The 24,056-nt window shown below is 44.0% G+C and carries 23 protein-coding genes and 1 riboswitch; of the genes, 21 read left to right on the forward strand and 2 right to left on the reverse strand.

Features of this window, described 5'->3' with window-relative positions; all coding sequences use genetic code 11:
- Positions 1 to 2: 2 nt before the first annotated feature.
- Entirely contained in the window at positions 3 to 2,183 is a 2,181-nt protein-coding gene (locus ACK8P5_RS06835; protein ID WP_422660207.1) for a HelD family protein, read from the forward strand.
- Positions 2,184 to 2,256: 73 nt separating this feature from the next.
- Here the strand turns inward: ACK8P5_RS06835 and ACK8P5_RS06840 are convergent, their stop codons facing one another.
- Complete coding sequence (locus tag ACK8P5_RS06840) at positions 2,257 to 2,400, reverse strand: hypothetical protein (protein ID WP_422660208.1); 144 nt, start codon at positions 2,398 to 2,400, stop codon at positions 2,257 to 2,259.
- A gap of 218 nt (positions 2,401 to 2,618) precedes the next feature.
- On the opposite strand from ACK8P5_RS06840, the gene ACK8P5_RS06845 reads away from it, so the two are divergent.
- The 6 genes from ACK8P5_RS06845 to nrdG all read left to right on the forward strand — a co-directional run bounded on the left by ACK8P5_RS06845 (position 2,619) and on the right by nrdG (position 8,430).
- Positions 2,619 to 3,926 carry a replication-associated recombination protein A gene (locus ACK8P5_RS06845; protein ID WP_422660209.1) on the forward strand — a complete coding sequence of 436 codons (1,308 nt, stop codon included), beginning with the start codon at positions 2,619 to 2,621 and terminating at the stop codon, positions 3,924 to 3,926.
- Between the two features lie 38 nt (positions 3,927 to 3,964).
- The gene (gene crcB / locus ACK8P5_RS06850) at positions 3,965 to 4,366 is read left to right on the forward strand and encodes a fluoride efflux transporter CrcB (protein ID WP_422660210.1); all 402 of its coding nucleotides are present in this window, start codon (positions 3,965 to 3,967) and stop codon (positions 4,364 to 4,366) included.
- A complete protein-coding gene (crcB, locus tag ACK8P5_RS06855; RefSeq protein ID WP_422660211.1) occupies positions 4,363 to 4,716 on the forward strand; it encodes a fluoride efflux transporter CrcB in 354 nt (117 codons plus the stop codon). The genes crcB (ACK8P5_RS06850) and crcB (ACK8P5_RS06855) overlap by 4 nt, the downstream gene beginning before the upstream one ends.
- A 53-nt stretch (positions 4,717 to 4,769) precedes the next feature.
- On the forward strand, positions 4,770 to 5,315 hold the full coding sequence (locus ACK8P5_RS06860) for a PCYCGC motif-containing (lipo)protein (RefSeq protein WP_422660212.1): 546 nt from the start codon (positions 4,770 to 4,772) through the stop codon (positions 5,313 to 5,315).
- Positions 5,316 to 5,374: 59 nt separating this feature from the next.
- A riboswitch (cobalamin riboswitch) is annotated at positions 5,375 to 5,548 on the forward strand.
- Positions 5,549 to 5,707: 159 nt separating this feature from the next.
- Complete coding sequence (locus ACK8P5_RS06865; RefSeq protein ID WP_422660213.1) at positions 5,708 to 7,930, forward strand: anaerobic ribonucleoside triphosphate reductase; 2,223 nt, start codon at positions 5,708 to 5,710, stop codon at positions 7,928 to 7,930.
- Complete coding sequence (gene nrdG, locus ACK8P5_RS06870; protein WP_422660214.1) at positions 7,927 to 8,430, forward strand: anaerobic ribonucleoside-triphosphate reductase activating protein; 504 nt, start codon at positions 7,927 to 7,929, stop codon at positions 8,428 to 8,430. The genes ACK8P5_RS06865 and nrdG overlap by 4 nt, the downstream gene beginning before the upstream one ends.
- Before the next feature lie 90 nt (positions 8,431 to 8,520).
- Here the strand turns inward: nrdG and mnmA are convergent, their stop codons facing one another.
- Positions 8,521 to 9,630, reverse strand: a complete 1,110-nt coding sequence (gene mnmA, locus ACK8P5_RS06875; RefSeq protein WP_422661398.1) for a tRNA 2-thiouridine(34) synthase MnmA — start codon at positions 9,628 to 9,630, stop codon at positions 8,521 to 8,523.
- A 292-nt stretch (positions 9,631 to 9,922) separates the two neighbouring features.
- Between mnmA and cymR the strand changes: the two genes are divergently transcribed.
- The 14 genes from cymR to ACK8P5_RS06945 all read left to right on the forward strand — a co-directional run bounded on the left by cymR (position 9,923) and on the right by ACK8P5_RS06945 (position 23,998).
- On the forward strand, positions 9,923 to 10,342 hold the full coding sequence (cymR, locus tag ACK8P5_RS06880; RefSeq protein WP_422660215.1) for a cysteine metabolism transcriptional regulator CymR: 420 nt from the start codon (positions 9,923 to 9,925) through the stop codon (positions 10,340 to 10,342).
- A 10-nt stretch (positions 10,343 to 10,352) separates the two neighbouring features.
- Positions 10,353 to 11,498: a cysteine desulfurase family protein gene (locus ACK8P5_RS06885; RefSeq protein ID WP_422660216.1), complete on the forward strand. Its 1,146-nt coding sequence runs from the start codon at positions 10,353 to 10,355 to the stop codon at positions 11,496 to 11,498.
- 147 nt (positions 11,499 to 11,645) lie between these two features.
- The gene (locus ACK8P5_RS06890) at positions 11,646 to 12,164 is read left to right on the forward strand and encodes a PRC-barrel domain-containing protein (RefSeq protein WP_422660217.1); all 519 of its coding nucleotides are present in this window, start codon (positions 11,646 to 11,648) and stop codon (positions 12,162 to 12,164) included.
- Positions 12,165 to 12,178: 14 nt separating this feature from the next.
- On the forward strand, positions 12,179 to 12,388 hold the full coding sequence (locus ACK8P5_RS06895; RefSeq protein ID WP_422660218.1) for a hypothetical protein: 210 nt from the start codon (positions 12,179 to 12,181) through the stop codon (positions 12,386 to 12,388).
- A 191-nt stretch (positions 12,389 to 12,579) separates the two neighbouring features.
- Positions 12,580 to 13,638, forward strand: a complete 1,059-nt coding sequence (locus tag ACK8P5_RS06900) for an AI-2E family transporter (RefSeq protein ID WP_422661399.1) — start codon at positions 12,580 to 12,582, stop codon at positions 13,636 to 13,638.
- A gap of 401 nt (positions 13,639 to 14,039) precedes the next feature.
- Positions 14,040 to 16,667 (forward strand): alanine--tRNA ligase, encoded by a 2,628-nt coding sequence (gene alaS / locus ACK8P5_RS06905; protein WP_422660219.1) that lies wholly within the window; start codon positions 14,040 to 14,042, stop codon positions 16,665 to 16,667.
- A 147-nt stretch (positions 16,668 to 16,814) separates the two neighbouring features.
- A complete protein-coding gene (locus ACK8P5_RS06910) occupies positions 16,815 to 17,075 on the forward strand; it encodes an IreB family regulatory phosphoprotein (RefSeq protein ID WP_422660220.1) in 261 nt (86 codons plus the stop codon).
- Between the two features lie 10 nt (positions 17,076 to 17,085).
- Positions 17,086 to 17,496 carry a Holliday junction resolvase RuvX gene (ruvX, locus tag ACK8P5_RS06915; protein WP_422660221.1) on the forward strand — a complete coding sequence of 137 codons (411 nt, stop codon included), beginning with the start codon at positions 17,086 to 17,088 and terminating at the stop codon, positions 17,494 to 17,496.
- An 18-nt stretch (positions 17,497 to 17,514) separates the two neighbouring features.
- Entirely contained in the window at positions 17,515 to 17,823 is a 309-nt protein-coding gene (locus ACK8P5_RS06920; RefSeq protein ID WP_422660222.1) for a DUF1292 domain-containing protein, read from the forward strand.
- Positions 17,816 to 18,127, forward strand: a complete 312-nt coding sequence (locus ACK8P5_RS06925) for a DUF1292 domain-containing protein (RefSeq protein ID WP_422660223.1) — start codon at positions 17,816 to 17,818, stop codon at positions 18,125 to 18,127. The genes ACK8P5_RS06920 and ACK8P5_RS06925 overlap by 8 nt, the downstream gene beginning before the upstream one ends.
- 84 nt (positions 18,128 to 18,211) lie before the next feature.
- Complete coding sequence (gene mltG / locus ACK8P5_RS06930) at positions 18,212 to 19,249, forward strand: endolytic transglycosylase MltG (RefSeq protein ID WP_422660224.1); 1,038 nt, start codon at positions 18,212 to 18,214, stop codon at positions 19,247 to 19,249.
- A gap of 18 nt (positions 19,250 to 19,267) precedes the next feature.
- Positions 19,268 to 20,200, forward strand: coding sequence for a peptidase U32 family protein (locus ACK8P5_RS06935; RefSeq protein ID WP_422660225.1), 933 nt, complete (start codon positions 19,268 to 19,270; stop codon positions 20,198 to 20,200).
- 65 nt (positions 20,201 to 20,265) lie between these two features.
- A complete protein-coding gene (locus ACK8P5_RS06940; protein WP_422660226.1) occupies positions 20,266 to 21,600 on the forward strand; it encodes a peptidase U32 family protein in 1,335 nt (444 codons plus the stop codon).
- Between the two features lie 223 nt (positions 21,601 to 21,823).
- Positions 21,824 to 23,998: a methyl-accepting chemotaxis protein gene (locus ACK8P5_RS06945; RefSeq protein ID WP_422660227.1), complete on the forward strand. Its 2,175-nt coding sequence runs from the start codon at positions 21,824 to 21,826 to the stop codon at positions 23,996 to 23,998.
- The last annotated feature ends 58 nt before the right edge of the window (positions 23,999 to 24,056 follow it).

The raw sequence follows: 24,056 nt of genomic DNA on the forward strand, positions 1-24,056 counted from the left end.
ATTTGACGGACTCTTTTCAAAGTGCCTATCAAGAAGAGAAACAGAGATTAGAAGAAGCGATTACAGAGATTAATAAGCAGCTTAAGCGACTGCAGGATATCCCAGTCTATACAGGGCATGACTTTTCAGAGCAATTGCTCGAAGCAGGTCGTGAAGAAAGACGTCAAGCTTTGAGAAAGGGTCATTCAGAGCCTTATTTTGGACGATTGGATTTTCAAGAGAACGGTAAGCCAGAGCAAACTCCACTCTATATCGGTAAGGTTGGGTTTGATCGGGAAGAACATAGTGAGTATCCGATGATAATCGATTGGCGTGCACCCGTGGCCAGTCTGTTCTATTCTTTTACCGGAGGCGATGATCCTGCCTCTTATGAGTCCCCGGATGGAATAATAGAAGGTTTAGTGTATTTAAAACGAAATGTGGTCATCCGTAAGCAGATCTTAGAGCGCGTATCCGACACATATAACCGTGAAGGTGGAGGACTTGCTGTATCGGATGAGTTTCTGGTATACCGACTTGGGGAGAACAAGGATAATAGGCTTCGGGATATCGTATCAACGATTCAAGCAGAGCAGGATAAGATAATCCGTGCGGCTAAGAATACAGCCTTGATCATCCAGGGGGTTGCGGGAAGCGGAAAGACAACTGTAGCACTGCATCGACTCGCTTATCTATTGTATCAATACAAAGAGCAGGTATCTGCGGAAAAAATGATCATTTTCGCGCCGAACCATATGTTCCTGGATTACATATCGGATGTGCTTCCTGAACTTGGTGTTGGAGATATTCAGCAGCGCACGTTTGGTGATTGGGCATCTGAGTTGCTGGATATTAGTATGACGAACAGTGACACGTCTGAAACCTTGTCTTACTGGTTCGAGACACCCACTGGACAGGGAACTCCGGATATCAATGATGATGTACGTGGACGTTACAAGGGATCATTAAGATTGATGACATTGATTCAGCGCTGTGTTGAATCGATTGAATCAAATGCTTTACCCGAAGGAGATTTCTCCCCATGGGATGGCGCTGTTCTCAAGCGTGAAACGATTGAAGAATGGTTCAACGAAGAATATAAACCATATCCGCTAGCCAAACGGAAAGAGCGTGTGCTCGCCAGACTGCATCGGTGGGTGGAAATGGAACTGAAGAAAACACCTTCACATCTGCTTAAAGAGCGAAAGAAAAAAGCTTCTCAGCGTGAGAAATCTTATGCAGGAAAATGGCCGAAATTTGAGCCATTGGTGTTATATAAGCAGCTGTTTGGTGCTTCGAAAACGACTGGACTATGGCCTCAGGAGCTTGAATCCGAGATTCCTACAGAAGTGTTGAAGCTGACACGTAAAGATCTGAAGAATAACATTGTCAGGGAAGAGGATCTTACACCCCTGCTGTATTTTCACTGCTTAATGAATGAAATTACAGGTGAGCAGCGGTTTGACCATATCGTTATTGATGAGGCGCAGGATTTCTCTCCATTCCAGGTGGCGCTCCTTGATAAGTTCGTAAGAGGACATTCTTTTACGATTTTAGGAGACTTATCTCAAGGGATTCATGCGTACCGAGGGGTTCATGCTTGGGAAGAGATGAGCTCACTGTTTGATGAAGAGCACAGAGCATATTTCGCACTGACACGAAGTTACCGTTCAACAATGGAAATTATCGAGTTTGCAAATGGAATACTTGAAAGAGGAGTTGGCAGTGACCTCCTCGCTGTACCTGTATTTCGTAGTGGAGACGCAGTCCGTCTAATCCCTTATACAGGGGTAGATAGTCGGGTACAGGATCTTAGGCTGGCATTGCGTCATCTGATTGCGAAGGGTAATTATCGGACGATTTCAATCTTGACTCGTACACTTCGTGAAGCGGAGGAGCTGCATCGTATATTGTCTGAGGAGTGGCCAGACCTTCATCTGATTGATGGAAGCAAGCAGACATATCAGGGCGGCCTGTCTGTGCTACCCGTATATCTGTCCAAAGGACTTGAGTTTGATGCTGTAATTGTAGCGGATGCAGACCGTGAGCACTATGCAGAAAAGGCTTGGGATGCCAAGATTATGTATGTTGGATGTACGCGTGCACTTCATGAACTGTGGTTACTGCATGGAGAACAGCTTCCATCTTATATTGTCCCTGAACAGCCAGAAATTGCAGCACAGGGATGGCCAGAAGGCATTTAAGTTGAAAAAATCAATTGAGTGAGCAGCTAAAGAACTAGAACTTGATTATAGCTGCTTTATGAGGGCCGGTGGTTTAGACAACCACCGGTTCTTTGTATTGAGCTAGACCCAATTGTTGATAAGACTGGCCTAAATCATCTATAAATCGGTAAAGTGTAACAGCAATGAGTATGATTAGTGCAATGAGGACGATGATCCTCAGTGATCGTCTTTTCATTTCTCTATTCCCTCTTTTGTCATATATTTGGGTACATTATAGGCTAGATTTGTGCAGGTAAGTTTGTTCCTAAACGAGTGATCATCCAGAAAAGTTTGGGATTTATTAGAATTTAGGCTTTGCTTACAGTGGCGATGTGATTACCAGATTGTGATATGATAAGTAACAGAATCAAGATCATAGTTTTCAATGATGATTATAGGCAAGGATGTGTAATGATGGATTTATTCTCTCTCGGTCGTGAAGAGGATCGCGATTCCCGGCTGCTGGCTGATCGGATGCGTCCCTCAAACCTCGATGAATATATTGGACAAGAACATATAGTAGGACCAGGTAAACTGCTTCGGCGCGCAATAGAAGCGGATCAGGTATCATCCATTTTACTTTATGGTCCGCCGGGCTGTGGTAAGACAACGCTAGCTCACATCATTTCGAAGCATACGCAAGGCGAGTTTGTTCGACTTAATGCGGTAGAGGCAACAGTGAAAGAGGTACGTGAGGTCATTGAACAAGCTCAGAGCAACAAGTCCTTGTATGGTACCAAAACCATTCTGTTTCTAGATGAGGTACATCGGTTCAACAGTTCCCGCCAAGATGCGTTGCTACCTGCAGTTGAGAAAGGGACTATCATTTTTATCGGTGCCACAACCGAGAATCCGTTTCATTATGTGAACGGGGCTCTCATGAGCCGCTCAACTTTGTTCCAGCTGGAGCCGCTAACAAGAGAACACTCCCTTATTGCTATGAGGCGTGCGCTTCAGGACAAGGATAAAGGGCTTGGTTTTATGCAGCTACAGGTTGACGAGAATGCACTTGAGCACATTGCTTCGATGGCGAATGGTGATATCAGGAGATCTTTAAATGCACTCGAATTGGCAGCAATGACAACACCTCCTACTAAGGAAGGAACGGTCCATATTACGCTCGAAGTTGCCGAGGAATCCATTCGGCGTCCAACAGTTCGAGCCGATGAGTCAACGCAGTATGACGTATTATCTGCTTTTCATAAAAGTATACGTGGTTCTAGTGATGCCGCACTTTTCTGGTTTTTGTATGCAGTAGAGAAGCTGGGCATGGACCCGATGGTGTTTATTCGCCGTTTGATTGCTGCCAGTAGTGAGGATATCGGTCTAGCCAATCCACAGGCGATGGTACAAGCTGTCAGTGCATTAGATGCTTACCGTCATAACGGCTGGCCTGAAGCGAAGTTGAACATTGCACAGGCGATTCTTTTTGCAGTAGAGAGCCCGAAATCAAATGCGGTATATACGGCTATCTCGCGCGCCACATCTGCTATTGAAGATCTTAAATCAGCAGAGGTACCGCTTCACTTGCGGGATACCCATTATCAAGGAGCCGCAAAGCTCGGACATGCAGGATACAAGTATCCTCATGATTTCCCTGGGCATTATGTGAAGCAGGATTATTTGCCTAAGGAGCTGACACGTCGTGTATTTTACCAAGCGACCGAGCAGGGCAACGAGGCTAAGATTTCGCACAATCAGCGTTTGCGTAAGGATGATTAACAGAGGATTCATGTAATCGTATTGGAAGGGATTTTCGTATGAACAAAAACTTACTTTTCGTAGGTGCGGGAGGATTTGCCGGGACATTATGCCGTTATGGTCTGAGTGAAATAGTTCCACTGCCAGCCAGCGGATTTCCGGCTGCTATCCTACTTATTAATCTGATGGGGTGTTTGTTTCTGGGTTGGTTCTTAACCTATGGCTTACGTTCCACCCGGATTTCTGCTGAGATTCGGTTGCTAATAGGCACGGGATTTACAGGAGCTTTCACAACGTTTTCTACCTTTACGGTGGATACTGTAAGGTTGTCTAGTCAGGGCCATATGCTCGTAGCAGTGCTCTATGTGATGCTTAGTGTCATCGGTGGACTACTCATGTCTTTGATTGGTGTTTGGTTGGGACGAACGATGGGATCAGCACGAGAAGGTGAGACGACATGATCTTATGGATCGGGTTAGGCGGTGTTTTTGGGGCAATTGCTCGTTATAGCGTTGGCAGCTGGATTGGAAAAAGAGCGGGAGGTTCTTTTCCATGGGCCACCCTGTTTGTAAACGTGGTAGGTTCTTTCATTCTTGGGATACTCGCCGGCTCTGCTGAGCGGATTCCTGAAGTGATGTATAGCATTTTAGGAATAGGGTTCTGCGGTGCCTTCACTACCTTTTCAACATTTGGGTATGAGGCAGTCTCCTTGGCAGGAAACAAACGTTACACAGAAGCCCTATTATATGTTTCTATATCGTTAATTCTTGGACTTGCAGGAGCATGGGCGGGACTTGCGATAACAACATAAAGCATGAGAGTATTCTACGAAATTATTTGTTTTATTATTTCATTTGGGGGAGGATGAAGAACTTGCGTAAACAAAAGTTTGGGATTCTGATGCTATCTGCTGGTCTACTTCTGAGTGGATGTGGTGCTGGTAAAACGGAAAGTAAAGGCGAGGCAAATTCCAAAACAGGGACAGAAGCTACTCATGAGCATGGGGGACAGACGACTCTTGCCAATGGAGATATTCAGGAGATGACGGCATCTGCTAAAGATCTGCCAACTTTTTTGAATGGAAAAAGTGACGAACTCCGGACAATTTATGCGCTCGCTGCTCAGGTGAAAGATGTGCTCCCATGGATTCCATGTTATTGCGGATGTGGAGAAAGCGCTGGGCATGATAGCAACTTGAATTGCTTTATTGATGAGGTTAAAGAAGATGGCAGCATTGTGTGGGATGATCATGGTACTCGTTGCGGCGTATGTCTTGAGATCGCTGTTGAATCTGCCAAAATGAAGAGTGAAGGAAAAAGCCTAACTGAAATCCGGAATGCTATTGATGAGAAGTACAAGACAGGCTATGCAAAGCCTACGCCAACGCCTATGCCGACAGAAGTTAACTAGGCACTGTGATTATTGTTACAGTTAATCACCTATATATTGTTATATCTTTTGATATGACAACTACATATAGTGATTAATGGTGATCGGATACGTTCCGATCTTAAAAGGGAATCCGGTGAGAATCCGGAGCGGTCCCGCCACTGTAACAGGTACTCGCGAAAGAATAGTACGAGCCTGAACATCTCTTTCCAAATGTACTGAAGCCAGATACCTGCCATTATGACAACACTGTATTGCCTACGGTTGATAGGAGGGTGTATCAGGTAGGAATAGGTATCTTGGTCTGTCTTGATTTATATACCGGATTCTTGGATGAAGCATGTCTACCGTAAACCTAAGCGGCAGCATGCTTCTTTTTATTTGTGCTTTAGTAGTAGGAGGAGAGAATAATCATGAAAGTTATTAAAAGAGATGGAACACAGGTTGACTTTGATGTTAAACGAATTATGAGAGCGGTAGACAAAGCATTTGAGGCCGCAGAAGGAATAACTAAAGAGGATGCCTCATCTCGGATTGGTAAGATGGTTGAAGACGAGATAAGCAGCATGAATCAAATATCGGTTGAAGACATACAAGATCTTGTTATTCAGTACTTGAAGAAGATCGGACACGAAAGTACAGCTAAAACGTATAAGGAATACCGTGAAGCACGCGATCTGGAACGTATGAAGCGTGGAGAGCTGTACAAGATTAGTAATGATGTTATCGGTGTGAAGGACATGGATTTGCTCCGGGAAAATGCGAATCTGAACGGGGAATCTTTTAGTGGGAAAATGAGTCGGATCGGTTCGGAATATGCTAAGTGGATGGCAAGTTCGTTCATGTTACCACCCGAGCTAAACGAAGCGTTAAAAAACGGATATGTGTACGTCCATGACCTGGATCAATATGCTTTAGGAACAACGAACTGTATCTTTATTCCGTTTGATCGATTGCTCGCAAATGGATTTAATACTGGAAATGGATCAGTGCGTTCACCACAAAGTATTATGACCGCTATGGCTCTTGTTGCAATCATATTTCAGTCCCAGCAGAACAGCCAATTTGGCGGAGTGTCGGGCAATAAGATCGATTGGGATTTGGCGCCGTATGTAGGGAAGTCCTTTCGTAAGCATTTTCGGAAAGGGCTGAACTATCTCGGTGAAGGAGAGTTGAATTCAGGGTCTGATCTCTTGGATGAAGAACTCATTATGGATAATATTTCACTGCAAAAACAATTCCCGCGTACTTATTCATTCGCCTACGAGGAGACTGTGAACGAAACGAAGCAAGCGGCGGAATCTCTCATTCATAATCTGAATACGATGAGCAGCCGGGCTGGTGGCCAGATTCCTTTCACTTCATTAAATTATGGAATGTGCACTTCTACGGAAGGACGGCTGGTGTCGCATGCGCTCCTTGAAGCGACGATGAAGGGACTTGGTCGCGGGGAAACTCCGATTTTTCCACAACATATATTCCAGTGCAAGCAAGGCATTAACCAGTCAGAAGGGGACCCCAATTATGATCTGTTTTTAAAAGCAATAGAATGCTCCAGTCGTCGTTTATACCCGAACTTTGTCAATGTGGATGCGACTTTCAATCTGCCATATTACCGTCCGGAGGACCCGGATACCATCATTGCAACGATGGGCTGCCGGACACGTACAATCTCTGATCGGTTTGGTAGGAATCGTCTCAGTGGAAAAGGGAATCTATCCTTTAATACGATTAACTTGGTACGTCTAGGAATTGATCATGGCATAGCCTTAGGTAAACGTGAGGAAGCGGATCTGGATGGATTTTTTCACAGCCTAGAGCACTATATGGGAATTGCTGTTGAAGGATTAATTCACCGCTATAAGATTCAAGCCAAGCAGCCTGCAAAAGCTTCTGACTTTATGATGCGTGAAGGGGTGTGGGAAGGTGGCGAGAAATTGGCTCCCGATGATAAGGTGGAGGATCTCTTGAAACATGGTTCACTTGCACTCGGCTTTATCGGACTTGCTGAAAGCTTGAAAGCTTTGACAGGACATCATCACGGAGAAGATGAGAAGGTAAGAGAGCTCGGGCTTGATGTGATCAAGTGTATGCGTGCTTATTGTGATGAAATGAGTGAGAAATACAATCTGAACATCACGCTGTTCGCTACCCCGGCAGAGGGCTTATCCGGAAAATTCACAAAGATGGACCGAAGCACTTATGGCAAGATTCCTGGTGTAACCGACCGGGAATATTATACAAATTCATTCCATATCCCGGTATATTATCCTGTAGCGGCTTTTCAAAAGATCGAGTGGGAAGCACCATTTCACAAGCTATGTAATGCAGGTGCTATATCATATGTGGAACTGGATGGAAATGCCCGGCAAAATACAGCGGCTTTCAAAAGCATTGTACAGTTCGCACTTAAGCAAGATATCGGTTACTTCTCGGTCAATCACCCACTGGACCGTTGTCCTGTCTGTGATTATGAGGGGATTATCGGATCCACATGTCCGGAATGTGGTGTGGGGGAGGATAAGGTGCTGTTCCACCGTCTACGCAGGGTAACGGGATACTTAACGGGCAACTATACGGAACGTTTCAATTCAGCTAAGCAAGCTGAGGTTGAAGATCGGGTTAAGCACCAATGAACATCTGTGGCTATATTCCGGAAAGTATAAATGAAGGCAAGGGCGTGCGTGCTGTTCTATTTATTAGTGGCTGTCGTCATGCATGCCCTGGGTGCTTCAATCAAGAATCTTGGGATTTTGAAGCGGGTGAGCCTTTTACTGCAGAGTTGAAGTCACGGATTTTGAAGGAGATTGCCGCTAATCCCCTACTTGACGGAATTACACTATGTGGCGGTGATCCTTTCTTCTCTGCAGAAGAATGTGTGGACTTTTTATCGGAATTTAAGGAATGTTGTCCGGATAAAGATATATGGGCTTATACTGGCTTTACATTTGAAGCTGTAATGAAGCAGCCGAAGCTTAAAAACTTAGCTTTAATGTGTGATGTCATCGTTGACGGCAAGTTTAATGAACGAGAGAAAGATACGTCCCTACCTTTCCGAGGAAGTCGGAATCAGCGATTAGTCGATGTCTCGCGAAGTGTAGATAAAGGGCAAGTAGTCGAAATGAATTTATCTTAGATCGATAACCAAAAAAGGCATGTCCCTCAGGTTCACATGAATCTTACAGGGACATGCCTTTTTGGTTCTTCGGTAAACCGTAATTTTTGCTTAATACGGTACTTTCTCAGCGTATTCTATGGTCCCGCCGCCTAGACACTCTTCGCCTTGGTAGAACACAACGGCTTGTCCAGGTGTAATGGCTTTTTGAGGCTTGTCAAACGCAACATGAACAGTACCGTCTTCTCTTGGCGTTATCGTCACTTGTTGATCTGGCTGACGATAGCGGAATTTTGCGGAGCAGGTAAAGGAATCTTTGGGCATAGCTTCCTCACCTGCAATCCAATTGATGCCGGAGGCGATCAAGCCAGTGGAATACAAGCTAGGATGATCTCCTTGGACTACATAGAGCACATTCTTATCCAAATCCTTGTCAGCGACAAACCAAGGCTCACCAGATCCTGATCCACCGATGCCGAGTCCTTGGCGTTGTCCCAGGGTATAATACATTAAACCATCGTGACGACCTTTAACTTCGCCTGTAACAACATCAACCATCTCTCCTCCTTGAGCGGGAAGATAATGGCCGAGGAATTCTTTAAAGTTTCGTTCACCGATGAAGCATACACCAGTGCTGTCTTTTTTCTTGGCTGTATAAAGACCTGCTTCTTCAGCTAGACGGCGAACTTCTGGCTTAGGAAGATGTCCGATGGGAAACATAGCCTTAGACAACTGATCTTGATTCAGAGCGTTCAGGAAATAGGTCTGATCCTTATTGTTGTCCACGCCACGAAGAAGCTGTAGTTTTCCATCTTTTTCGACAACGCGAGCATAGTGTCCTGTTGCAACATAATCTGCTCCAAGATCCAGCGCTTTGTTTAAGAATTCACCGAATTTAATTTCCCGGTTGCACATAACATCTGGATTTGGTGTTCTTCCGGCCTTATATTCATCAAGAAAATAGGAAAATACTTTATCAAAGTATTCCTTTTCAAAATTGACGGTATAGTAGGGAATATCGAGCTGCTCACATACACGACGGACATCTTCAGCGTCCGCTTCGGCCGTGCAGTAACCAAGTTCATCGGTGTCGTCCCAGTTCTTCATAAAGATCCCGATCACTTCATATCCTTGCTGCTTAAGCAGCAGTGCTGTTACGGAGGAATCGACTCCTCCCGACATGCCGACAACGATACGGGTGTTTTGTTTATCTTTTGACATCGTCATCACCATTTTCGTATTGATTTATGCCCATGGACGTATTTTATCACAACCTGACCTACTTCACACGTTCTTCGTGTGTCCACTCCAGGTGAACATTTTTCAAAAATAGGTGTGTATTATTACCCATAGGGGCTTTGGTTATGGTACCATATACAGAGGGGAATGATCGGAATAGGGAGATTATGCTACTTTTCCCTGATGTACCGGACATATAACCCTTATTTCCGCCTCAAACCAACAAAACAGATGAGAAATATTATATATAAAATTTCGAGAGAGGTGTCACCCTTTGAAGATATCAACTAAAGGAAGATATGGATTGACTATTATGATGGAGCTTGCCTCCCGTTTTGGTGAAGGGCCAACTTCACTGAAGAGTATTGCTGAGAAGAATCAGTTGTCTGAGCACTACCTAGAGCAATTGATTGCTCCTCTTCGAAATGCAGGTCTTGTGAAGAGTATTCGTGGCGCATATGGTGGTTACATTCTATCCCGAGAGCCAGTGAGTATTACTGCAGGAGATGTGATTCGAGTGCTGGAAGGCCCGATCTCTCCTGTTGACTTCACAGAAGAGGACGACCCTGCTAAACGCGATTTATGGCTCCGTATCCGTGATAGTATCGCTGAGGTACTGGATTCGACTACGCTCGACAATCTGATTAATTTCCATGAACAGTCCGCAGTGGACAATTATATGTTCTATATATAGGTGATTGATGATGAGATCTGTATATTTAGACCACGCCGCTTCAACACCGGTACATCCGGAAGTAGCGGAAGAGATGATGCGAGTGATGACAAGTCAGTATGGCAATGCTTCAAGTGTGCATGCTTACGGAAGAGAAGCTAAGAGATTGGTTAGTGGGTCGCGGGATAAGATGGCGACCCTTTTGGGTTGTATGCCCGACGAGCTAGTGTTCACCGCTGGAGGAACAGAAAGTGATAATCTGGCTATTCTAGGCACGATGGAAGCTGTGGGTCTGCAGGGTAAACATGTTATAACTTCTGCAATCGAACATCATGCGGTGCTTCACACTTGTGAGGAGCTTGAGAAGCGAGGCTGTGAAGTCACTTTTCTACCCGTTGATGATGAAGGTCGTGTCTCTGTGGAAGAGATTGCGAATGCGATTAAAGAGAATACGGTTCTGATCACAATTATGTTCGGTAATAACGAAGTAGGTACCGTTCAAGATATCCGAACAATTGGTGAGCTGGCACACAGCAAAAATATAGTGTTTCACACGGATGCGGTACAGGCGTTAGGCACTGAGCACATCGTCTGCAGGGACTTTCCGGTGGATCTATGGAGCTTCTCGGCTCATAAGATCAATGGGCCACAAGGCATTGGTGCGCTCGTGGTGAAACGAGGACATGTATTGTCTCCTAGATTGTTCGGAGGGTTACAGGAGAAGAAACGACGCGCTGGAACTGAAAATATAGCGGGTATCGTAGGCTTCGCCAAAGCATTAGAGTTGGCCGTTCAAGGTCTGGATCATCGAAGAGCGCATTATATGATGCTTAGAGAATCATTTATTGAAAGTCTGACTCATGAAATTGGAGACGAGGCTTTTGTCGTGAATGGACACCCCGAGTTTTACATGCCCCATATTATTAATATTAGCTTTCCGGGTGTAAGTACGGAAACCATGTTAATGAACCTCGATATGGAAGGAATTGCTGCAGCGAGCGGCTCTGCTTGTACCTCAGGATCACTCGAAATTTCCCATGTACTTCAGGCAATGAGCCTTTCCGAAAAACTTTTACGGTCTGCGATTCGTTTTAGTTTTGGTTTGGGTAATACTAGACAGGAAATGGAGTATACTGCCCGAAAAATTGGAACCATCCTAAATCGCTTGCGTAAATAAAAGTTAAGGGATTTCTCTTGATATGGATTAGGGGGTATGATTTCTTCCATTTCATCCTTGTGAAGACGATAAACGGACATTAAGCACGTAGTGCTTGTACCGAGTCGGGCTTCCAAATCATTAAGGATGGGGAGGTGTCCATGCAACATGAAACTTCAAGAAATGATTGGACTGGCTGTATTCGACGTGGAGAATGGCAAAGAAGTTGGCAAGATCCACGATTTTATACTAGATAATTGGTCAATTACCGGACTTGAAATCGAAGGGAAGGCTCTTTTTTCCTCTCATGTGAAAACCGTCGCATGGGAGGATATAGCCGCCTATGGTGAAGATGCGGTAATGATCCGAAGTTTAGAGGTTGTTCAGAAGACGGACCCTGATGATATACCACTTACGTACCTTTTGGGTCGACGGAAATTGAAAGAAATGCAAGTACTTACGGAAGACGGTATTTTGCTCGGACGCATTTCCGATGTTTATTTTGAACAAGAACAGGGCAATACAATACTAGGATTAGAAATTTCCGACGGTTTTGTTTCTGATTTAATAGAAGGTCGCAAATGGCTACCTTGTACAACGGAAATGGTGATCGGAGAAAATGCTGTTATGGTACCTCCGATGAGCGAACAGCGTCTAGAAAAAGCCATTAATTCTGTGAACGGATAGGGTGAAAATAGAATATGAAATGTCCAAATTGTAGTTCCAAAGATATTGGAAAGATCGGTTCCCATCAATTTTACTGCTGGGGATGCTTTATTGAACTAACGGTCAATGGTGAGAAGATGTCTGTCTACCAGGTTGAGGAAGACGGTACACTTAGCTCGCTTGATGATTTGTTCTTCGGTGAAGAATTTCAGCAAGACTTTCCACATTTACACGCATCAACTTAATTTTTGCATACATAGATATGCATTATGAAGAGGCCCTCACTTGATTCTAATTAGACTCAAGCGAGGGTCTTTTTACACGGAGGGATTATGTAAAAATGACGCTATGTTGAAATGTAAGATTAATTTAGTGGGCTCGTACATATACTTATAGGGTAAGCCAGTCCGAAAGGAGAGATTACCCTGTGGAACAGATGACTGCGAATAAGTGGTTCCGCTTCCTGATCTGGCTGCTGCTCGGACTTATTGCCCTCTATTTTGTGTGGCTTTTGCGGCCTTTATTTCTTGATGTTTATCGCTTCTTAAAGGCGGTTTTGGCCCCATTCCTAGTAGCCATGATCATATCTTATGTGCTCAACCCCATCGTATGCATGCTCTCAGACCGCAAGGTTCCAAGAAGCATTGCAGTACTGCTTATATACGCTGTCTTCTTAACTTGTCTTGCGGTAATACTGATTAATATGATTCCAATGCTGATTCGGCAGCTTGAGGAACTTAATGAACATCTTCCTGAATTTACGATGCATGCTCAAAGTCTAATGACGAACCTAGATAGTAAATTACTGCCGCCTGGTGTGCGGACGGGGATGAATAGCTGGCTCTTTCACCTGGAAACTCGACTGGCTAACGGAATATCTGGGTTCATGGACAATATCGGAACGACAATTAATATGCTATTTAATGTGTTTATTGTTCCTTTTCTGATCTTCTACATATTAAAAGATTTTGAGGTGTTTCAGCGGACAGCAGTGTCATATCTGCCTCGTAGTCGACGAAAATCAATCGTCACTTTGCTTAAGGAGATTGATACTGCGCTTGGCAATTATGTGCGGGGACAATTTCTCGTGTGCCTCATCATCGGCGTGTTCGCTTATATCGGATATATACTCATTGGCATGCCTTATGCGCTTCTGTTTGCGAGTGTTGTTGCTGTGTTTAATATTGTGCCTTATCTCGGTCCGTTTCTAGGAGCTGCGCCTGCGCTTCTGATGGCTTCAACAATCTCTTGGAAAATGGTGCTCTTCGTAGGTCTGGTTAATTTAATCTGCCAGCTGCTGGAGAGCAACGTCATTTCCCCTCAAGTGGTGGGAAGGAAGCTGCACCTGCATCCATTACTGATCATATTTGCCTTGCTAGTGGGAGGACAGCTGGCGGGTACAGTTGGACTGATCTTGGCGGTTCCTGTTTTTGCCGTAATCAAAGTTCTTTTGCAGCATTTTTTCGCTTATTATGTGAGAAGAAAAAGCGGCTGATTTATAGGATGCTGACATGCATTGACAGATAGTTTAGGCATCGATATACTTGAAAATATTAAAGTCCATAAGAATTGAAATCGATGAGGAAATAAAGTAGGCTAGTGCACCTTTCTCAGAGAACAGGTTCCTTCCGGTAAAGTCTCCTGGATGGCTGTGAGAACCTGAAAGCGTCACGTGCTGAAAATGCTGATTTCCGAGTGTGAGCCAAACTCACCGGGTGGTACCCGTTATATAACCGTTACAAGGCGATCGCCAGATGAGTCAATGTTTCTGACCACATTATGGGCGATAACCAGGGTGGTACCGCGAGAGATTCGTCCCTGATATATTCAGGGGCTTTTTTGTGTTCGGACTTCATTTTAATAAGACCGAACGATACTGAATTGGAGGTTATAATCATGAAAGCTAGTGAAATCCGCTCTAAATGGTTGGAGTTTTTTGCAGAGAAAGGTCACAAGATTGAACCTAGTGCTTCGCTTGTCCCTCATAATGACCCGTCACTCTTGTGGATCAATGCAGGTATGGCACCACTGAAAGCTTATTTTGATGGTCGTGTAATGCCTGACAATCCGCGTATCGCGAATTCACAGAAGTGCATTCGTACGAATGATATCGAAAATGTCGGTAAGACACGTCGTCACCATACATTTTTCGAGATGCTCGGTAATTTCTCAATTGGAGATTACTTCAAAGAAGAGGTTATTACATGGGCATGGGAGTTCCTGACAGACAAGAAATGGATCGGATTTGATCCAGAACGTCTCTCCGTAACGGTATATCCTGAAGATGAAGAAGCATTTAAGCTTTGGAATGAGAAAATTGGGTTGCCAGAAAGCCGCATTATTAAGCTCGAAGATAACTTTTGGGATATTGGTGAAGGCCCTTGCGGACCTTGTACGGAAATCTTCTATGACCGTGGCGAAGCATATGGTAACGATCCATCTGACCCAGAACTGTATCCAGGTGGCGAGAATGAGCGTTATCTCGAAGTGTGGAATCTTGTATTCTCGCAATTTAACCACAATAAAGATGGCAGTTATACACCGCTTCCTAATAAGAACATTGATACAGGAGCAGGGCTTGAGCGTTTTGCATCGATTTTGCAGAATGTGGATTCCAACTTCGACACAGACTTGTTCCAGCCTCTTATTCAGGAAACAGCTGCCCTTGCTAATGTGAAATACAATGAGAAGCCTGAGTACGACGTAGCATTGAAAGTTATCGCTGACCATATTCGTACCGTTGCTTTTGCTGTTGGAGATGGAGTACTTCCTTCCAATGAAGGCCGTGGTTATGTTATTCGTCGTCTGCTTCGCCGTGCTGTTCGTTATGGTAAAGTGCTTGGGCTTGATAAGCCGTTTATGTATACTCTAACCAAAACCGTTGGCGATATCATGGGCGTGTACTATCCGGAAGTATTAGAGAAACGCGAATTTATTGAGAAAGTCATCGCTACTGAGGAAGAGCAGTTCCATAAGACGCTTTCCGATGGTCTGAATATTCTTGCAGATATTAGCGCTCAGGCTAAAGAACAAGGTAACACCGAAATTAGCGGTAGTGACGCATTTAAATTGTATGATACTTACGGGTTCCCATTCGATTTAACTGAGGATTATGCTTCAGAACATGGTCTTTCGGTTGACCGTGAAGGTTTTGATGCAGCGATGAAAGAACAGCGTGAACGCGCTCGTGCAGCTCGCCAAGATACTGAAAGTATGAAGGTTCAGGGTGGTGTACTGTCCGATTACACGGTTAAAAGTGAATTTGTTGGATATAATGACATCGTTCAACAATCCAAAATTCTCTCGATTGTTGTGGATGGAGAATTCGTTGACCATGCTGGCGAGGGACAAACTTGTCAGGTTATTTTGGACACCACACCTTTCTATGCAGAGAGTGGTGGACAGGTAAGTGATCAGGGTGTTCTTGAGAGTGACGCTCTGCGTGCTAGAGTTGAAGGATTGTTCAAAGCACCACATGGACAACATGTTCATCTTGTAACGGTGGAGTCTGGCGAACTGAAAGTGAATGATATTGTAAGAGCAGAAGTTGACCGTGAGAAGCGTCTAGATATTATTAAGAACCATACGGCTACACACCTTCTTCATAAAGCATTGAAAGAAGTGCTTGGAGATCATGTTAACCAGGCGGGATCCCTTGTTGAACCACAACGTTTACGTTTTGACTTTTCTCATTTCGGAAGTATCTCACCAGAGGAACTATCTCAGATTGAGCAGCGTGTAAACGAGCAGATTTGGAAAGGGACATCTGTTGTGATCGAGAACAAATCGATCGATGAAGCGAAAGCGATGGGTGCAATGGCTTTGTTTGGTGAGAAATACGGAGACGTTGTACGCGTTGTTCAAGTTGGCGATTACAGCCTTGAGCTCTGCGGTGGCTGCCACGTGGATAATACCTCACAGATCGGTATTTTCAAGCTACTTGGCGAGAGTGGAATTGGTTCCGGTGTTCGTCGTATTGAAGCGGTAACGGGTCGTTTTGCCTATGAATTTATGGAAGGTCAGCTGGATCTGTTAAGACAATCTGCAGGACTGCTTAAGAGCAATCTGAATGACGTTCCTAAGCGCATTGAGGCGCTGGCTCAACAGGTTAAGGATCTGGGCCGTGTTAATGAATCTCTACAAGGCAAATTGAGTGCAATTGAAGCTGGTCAACTAACAGATCAGGTCGTTATGGCTGGTAATACGAAGCTCTTGGCTGCAGAAGTGCAGGCTGGAAGTATGGATGCTCTCCGTACGGTTGCAGATGAGTTGAAAGGAAAGCTTCCTGAGGCTGTCATCGTACTTGGTGCCGTGTCTGGAGACAAAGTAAACTTTGTTGTTGCTGTGCCACAAGAACTTGTGAAACAAGGCGTTCATGCAGGTAAATTGGTTAAAGAAGTTGCGGCTGTATGTGGTGGTGGCGGTGGTGGCCGTCCAGATATGGCTCAGGCTGGTGGTAAGGATGCTTCCAAAATCAAGGAGGCTCTAAAACGTGCTGAGGAGCTCGTTTCACAAAACGTATAAGTTTAGGGTATTTACTTATAAATATTTCACATCAAATTTCCTTACAGGTTAAGGATTATGTTATGATAGAGATAGATCAAGCTGGTAAATATTTATTCGACGAAGCATGCTATTAAACATGTTCTTCGAAGAAGCGAGGTGTCACACATGGACTCCATGGATAAGACTGTAAAGTTCAATGTAAAAGGTGATGAGAAGGAGGCTTCCGCCCGGGACATAATGCTATCGGTATACGACTCATTGGTTGAGAAAGAGTATAATCCAATCAATCAAATTGTCGGTTATCTGTTGTCCGGGGATCCGGCTTATATACCTCGGCACGACAATGCCAGAAGTTTGATCAGGAAGAAAGAACGAGATGAATTGATTGAAGAACTGGTCCGGTTCTACCTAGCCAGTCACCGTTAGGAGTGCAAGGATGAAGATCATGGGATTAGATTACGGGGATCGTAGAATTGGTGTCGCTCTTAGCGATGTATTCGGATGGACAGCTCAAGGGCTGGAAGTCATTGAACGTCGCCGGGAGGGCATTGAATTCGAGCGGATCGCTGCTCTAGTGAAAGAGCATGAGGTCAGTGAAATAGTGGTCGGTCTGCCCAAAAACATGAACGGCACGATCGGTCCCCGGGGGGAAATCTGCATGGAATTCGCAGGAATACTGCGAGAGTCCCTGTGCTTACCCGTTCACCTTTGGGATGAACGGCTTTCAACCGTATCCGCTGAACGGACGCTGGTGGAGGCCGATGTCAGCCGAAAGAAGCGCAAGCAGGTCGTAGATAAAATGGCTGCAAGCTTGATTTTGCAAAACTACTTGGATTCTAAAAGGTAAAGGTGAGGGTGATAACAGATGGCAAATGAACATATTGGTATGGAAGAAGAACCGGAAATTATTTATATTCCCGACGATGAAGGCAACGAAGAGGAATTTGAAGTCATCATGAAATTCGAGGTTGACGGCTCTGATGCTAAATACATGATGGTCGTGCCTGCGGATTCTGCAGATGAAGAAACAGATGAGGTCTACGCATTCCGTTTTGAAGAAGATGGAGATGACCTGAAGCTATACATGATTGAGGATGACGAAGAATGGAGTATTGTTGAAGAAACTTTCAACACACTCGTAGAGGAGCTTGACGGGAGTAATGGCAATGACTGATTTTTCTGCTGAGCAAGTGGTATGGACCCAGGTGCTGAAAGAAGCTTTCGGCGAGAGTGTTGAACTTCAGGATGAGAAGGGAACCACAATGGTGTACGATATCGCTGCAGAATTCGAAGTGAATGGTCAAGGCTATGCGATCTTAGTACAGCCCGATCGTCAGAATGAGGAGTATGAAGTACTTCGTATTGTGACAGCAGATGACGGCAGTCTGGAGCTAGCGACCATTGACGACGATGAGGAATGGGAGAATGTATCCGAGTTATACGACGAGCTTACATTTCCTGAGGAAGACGAATATTAAGTTCTTTTGTAAGAGATTGAAATTTCAAATGAATGCTGAAAGGGCGGAGCAGTCCGTCCTTTTTGGTTGTGAGGAGATGAATGCGTGAAGAAACTGGCCATAGCGGTGTTGGTATTGATCCTCATTGCTGGCGGAGTAATGTTTTACGCTTGGAATGGCATGAAACCAGTCGCAAGCTCCGATACGCCTGTCGAGTTTACGATTGAATCTGGTATGAGAACTGTCGAAATTGCCGATCTTCTTGAAGAGAAGGGGCTTATCAAGAATGCCTTGTTGTTTAAAGGATATTTGAAGGTCAAGGGTGAGGGCAGTCGATTTATGGCTGGTACCTACGAGGCAAAACCAGGTGCTACCTACGATCAATTAATTGCGAAGCTAAACAATGGGGATGTTAAACCAGAGGAAATGATGCGTTTTACCATTCCGGAAGGATACACGGTCCTGCAGATATCAGAGGTTATTGCCAAGGAAAGTGGTCTAGATGCGAAAGAATTTGTGAAGCTAGCTGATCAAACGACAGGCTGGAATGTCTCCATTGTCAATGAGATTCCGAAAGATAAGCCACTGAGACATCAACTAGAGGGTTATTTATTCCCTGCAACGTACGAACTGCCTAAAGACAGTACAGAAGAGGATATTATTCAGTTGATGCTAGGTCAAATGGAGAAGAGGCTGAGTGAAATACCAGACTGGGAAAACCTCCTTAAAGAGCGTGGACTGACACTTCATGAGTTGCTTACTGTGGCTTCATTGGTAGAGCGTGAGGTTGTTGCTGAGAAAGAACGAGCACTGGTGGCGGGAGTTATATACAACCGTCTTGAACAGGACATGAAGCTTGAAATTGATGCAACGGTGCAGTATCTCTTAGATAAGCCAAAGGAACGTCTGCTGTATAAGGATTTGGAAGTAGATAGTCCTTATAACACTTATCGTAATAAGGGACTGCCTCCGGGACCGATCTCAAGTCCAAGTTTAGCTTCGATAGAAGCTGCACTAAAGCCAGAAGAATCGGACTATTTGTTCTATGTGACCAAGAAGGATGGTTCTCAGGAGCACCTGTTTGCTAAAACATATAAAGAGCACTTACAGAACATCGAGAAAAGTAAGAAAATGGCGAAATAGTATTAGGGGGAAATTGTAATGTGTAATAAACCTGAGCTTCTGGTAGCCGCGGGAACTCTGGATGATGTACAAGCTTATCTGGATGCTGGTGCAGATGCGGTATTGGTTGGCGATGACCGATTTGGGATGAGATTGCCTGGTAGCATGACGCTGGAGGATATCCGTAAATCGACTGACCTAGTACATGCTGCTGGTGGTAAAATCTATGTAAGCTTGAACAATCTAATGACCAACGATCTTCTAGAACAATTAACTGAATATGTTAAGGTGCTTGGAGAGATCGGAGTGGATGCCGTTGAATTTAATGATCCATCGGTCTTATCTGCTGTAAAGTCATTCGCGCCAGAGGTTAAACTTCATTGGAATGCTGAAATGACATCAACGAACTATTCAACATCGAATTACTGGGGACGCAAGGGTGCAACTCGTGTCATCTTGGCCCGTGAATTAAATATGGATGAGATTACGGAAATGAAGCCGAACCTAGAGATCGAAGCACAGGTCCAGATTCATGGCATGACGAATATATATCATTCCAAGCGCCAATTGGTTCATAGCTATATGAAGCATCAAGGGCGGCCTGTAACGGAAGGCAGCTTAGGTAAGGAACGAGGTTTATTTCTGATCGAGGCAGAACGTGCGGATGAAAAATATCCTATATATGAAGATGTGAATGGTACACATATTATGAGTTCAGATGATATTTGTATCCTAGAAGACCTTCATCTATTAATGCAAGCAGGTATCGACAGTTTTAAAGTGGAGACGTTACTTAAGCCACGTCACTACAACGTCGCTGTCATTCGTGCTTATCGTAAAGCGATTGATCTATACGCAGCTGATCCTGAATCTTATGCGTTTAGTGAAGATTGGCTCGATGATATTCGTAAGCTTCAGGATCCCGAAAGAGAGCTTTCATTCGGATTCTTCTATAAAGAGCAAGTTTATTAATGGATTGAAGTTTAATAAGAATGAACTTCTTTAGTTCAGTCGGTAAAAACAAGGAGTGAACAAAGATGGCAGCTATGGTTCAGCCAACTTATAAAGGCAAGCGTTATCGCTTGGACAAGCCGGAGCTACTCGCACCGGCAGGCAATTTGGAGAAATTGAAATTTGCTGTCCACTATGGAGCAGATGCCGTTTATATCGGTGGACAAAAATATGGTTTACGTTCGAATGCCGACAACTTCAGCTTTGAAGAAATGAAGGAAGGCGTTGAATTCGCCAAAAGGTATGGTGCTAAGGTATTTGTGGCTACAAATATCTATGTTCATAATGAGGATATTGAGGGTATTGAAAATTATCTACGTAGCCTGCATGAGGCGGGCATCGCTGCTATAATTGCAGCTGATCCTGCAATTATAGAGGTGGCTCAGCGTACAGTACCTGAACTAGAGGTTCATTTGAGCACACAACAATCTACACTGAACTGGCAGGCTGTTAAGTTCTGGAAAGAAGAAGGTCTGCCGCGTGTTGTTCTTGGTCGAGAGACCAGCTTAGAGGAGATAGCTCAGATTAAGAATAACGTGGATATAGAGATTGAGGCTTTTATCCACGGTGCGATGTGCTCTTCCTTTTCCGGACGCTGCGTTCTCTCCAATCACTTTACAGATCGTGACTCCAACCGAGGTGGTTGCTGTCAATCCTGTCGTTGGAAATATGATCTGTTCGAAGATGCAAGGGAAGAAAATTGGGTATCTGAAGAGCAGGTGAAACTTGATTCATCATCGGCAGTACCTAGTCCATTCAAGCCTGGAGTGACACAGATTCCATTGTTCCAGCCTCAGGATAATGCATTTACAATGGGGTCCAAGGATCTATGCATGCTTGAGCATATTCCAGACTTAATTGAAGTGGGTATCGATAGTTTTAAGATCGAAGGACGAATGAAATCTATTCATTATGTTGCAACTGTGGTGAATGTTTATCGTCAAGCGATCGATTCATATATGGCAGATCCCGACAACTATGTCTTGAAACCAGAATGGATCGAGGAGCTTAACAAGGCGGCAAATCGCCCATTGAACACAGGTTTCTTCTATGACACTCCGGATCACGAGGATCATATCTATGAGCCTGAAGATAAAGCAGTTCCTTATGATTTTGCAGGTCTTGTCATGGACTACGATGCTACAAAGGGTATGGCTCTAATTCAGCAGCGTAATCACTTCGTACCAGACACGGAGATTGAATTCTTCGGACCGAACGGAACTTTCTTTAAGCAGAAGGTGGGTACAATTACAGACAAAGAAGGTCATGTTCTGGATGCTGCTCGCCATCCTTTGCAGTTAGTCTGGATAAAGGTAGATCAGCCCGTTAAGCATTTTGATATGATGCGTAAACGCAAATAATAATTTCCTGCTTGTGGATTAGGTCGAAAAGCCTAACATCACATGTTTAAACCTTTCATCAAAAGGAATCCAAACCCCGTTCGGGATTGGATTCCTTTTTTTTGTGACAATGAAACTAGGTCGTTTGAATTATTTTTTTAAAAAAACCCAAAGGAAATCATACCCATATGTCGAAATAAGAAGTAATGGATTTAAAAAATGATTTGTGGTGGGTGAACAGCAAATGAGTGAGGTTGAAGAGAAAGAGAAAAAGTCTAAGAAAGATAAGAAAGCGAAAGTAGATAGTAATAGATCAAAAGGGTTTACATTCGGTTCGAAAGGGGCGCCTAACGGGTCATCCAAATGGGCTGAAAGGGTTCAAGCAGCAAAGTCAATGAAGATTAATCCTGCTAACTCGGTCGGTATACGATTGTTTTTAATCTTCTTTGTAGCTATTGTTACATTTGTTGTTGTTCTAGGATTGATGTCTTACAGCAAAGCCAAGGATACAATTAAGAAGAATGCTGCTAACGCTAATCAGCAGACTATCATCCAGACATCCGAGAAGATCAATATTATTTTAGATAAGTATGAGAATCTAGGAAGACAAATTTTCTATGAAAAAGAGCTTCAGAGGCTTCTAACGAATTATACAAGTAATAAGTTGAGCGATTATGATCGATTTGCAACAGACAAGGAAATCCGAGACAAATTAGCAGGTCATATTACGACGGATGCAAACATTAAGGCTATTTACATCATTCCGCCTAAGAAAGATACAATGATTGTAACGGGAAATACATCTAAAGATTTAGAGGAAGTACTCTCTAAACCGTGGATGGTTAACGTTAAAAAGGGTGCAAAATCCTACTGGGTTCCAACTGAAGTGGACCAATCGGCTACTTATTTCTCGATTGCGCGTTCACTTAGTTCGATGAATAACTTGAATGATACATATACATTTATTATTGAACTTAATGCTTCGGTAATTAATACCCATCTACGTGGCATTAATCTTGGATCGGAAGGTCAACTTCAGCTAATTTCGAAGGAAGGCTCGATTATAGCTGCTAATGACTCCAAATTGGACGGAACAGAGTCCAGTATGACATTCATGAAGAATGAGCCAGCAGAGAACAAAACGGGAAGTTTGACTCCTAAAGATGCCAGCGGAAAAGATATACTTGCCGTATACAACACTCTCTCACTGAATGATTGGAGATTGGTCGGTACAATTCAGACAGAGGAACTAACGAAGGATGCAGATGGTATCCTAACGATTACACTGTGGGCAGCGATTGCTGACGCTGTGATTGCTGTCTTGATTGGTATATGGATGGTTCGCATGATTGCTCGTCCAATCGGCAAGCTGAATTTGCTTATGAAAGAAGGGGCAAAGGGGAACCTCAATGTACGTACATCACATCATTCCAAGGATGAAATTGGCCAGTTATCGGCCAGCTTCAATGAAATGATGGAACAAATTACAGGGCTTGTTCAACAGACAAACAATACTGCTCAGGAAGTATTAAACACCGCGTCAGAGCTGAGTGATGCTTCTAAGAAAACGGCATTATCAGCGAAGGAAATTGCTGTTGCTACAGAGGAAATTGCGAATGGTGCTAGCAGCTTGGCTGTTGAAGCCGAGCGTGGTAGCGATCTTACAGGGAATATATCGAAGCAGATGCAAATTGTTGTGACAGCTAATGATGAGATGGGTGTATCCGCTCGTCATGTTGAAAGTTCAAGTGAACGAGGTACAAAACATCTGAACAATCTATTGGACAAGACACATCAGACTGAGGATATGACTCGTGCGATGATGCGTAAGGTTGATGGATTGAAGGAAACGACTTCTTCTGTAGTAAAGGTACTGGATGTATTGCAGAATATTACGAAACAGACGAATATTCTATCACTGAATGCTACAATTGAAGCTGCCAGAGCAGGTGCTGCTGGACGCGGGTTCATGGTAGTTGCTGATGAGATACGTCAATTGGCTGACCAATCTCGTCAATCCATTGATATGGTAAGCCAGATAACAGATCGCATTATGAACGAAATGAATGAAACAGTACAGGTGCTGGTCGATGCGAATCCATTGTTTAAAGCTCAAATGGATTCCGTTAAGGAAACAAATGATATTTTTGATTCTGTTCAGCAGCAGATGGGCGAGTTTATAGAAAAGCTTGATTTCGTAACACAGTCCATTGAAGGGTTGAATCAATCGCAGAATGTACTTTCGGAGGCAATGGGTAACGTTAGCGCTGTTGCAGAAGAATCGTCAGCCACATCTGAAGAGGTTGCGTCGTTAAGTAATGAACAGCAGAGTGTGAGCAATCAGCTCGTTAACCTGTCTAGTAAGCTTGAGAATGTTTCGAATGAATTGAAAGCAACACTTTCTCGATTCACATTATAGTCCTAATCTAAGAACTTGTTTCTCCCGAGGGAGAAGCAAGTTTTTTTATGATGTCTCA

The sequence above is a fragment of the Paenibacillus sp. EC2-1 genome (genome assembly GCF_049311625.1).
Lineage (GTDB): Bacteria > Bacillota > Bacilli > Paenibacillales > Paenibacillaceae > Paenibacillus_AQ.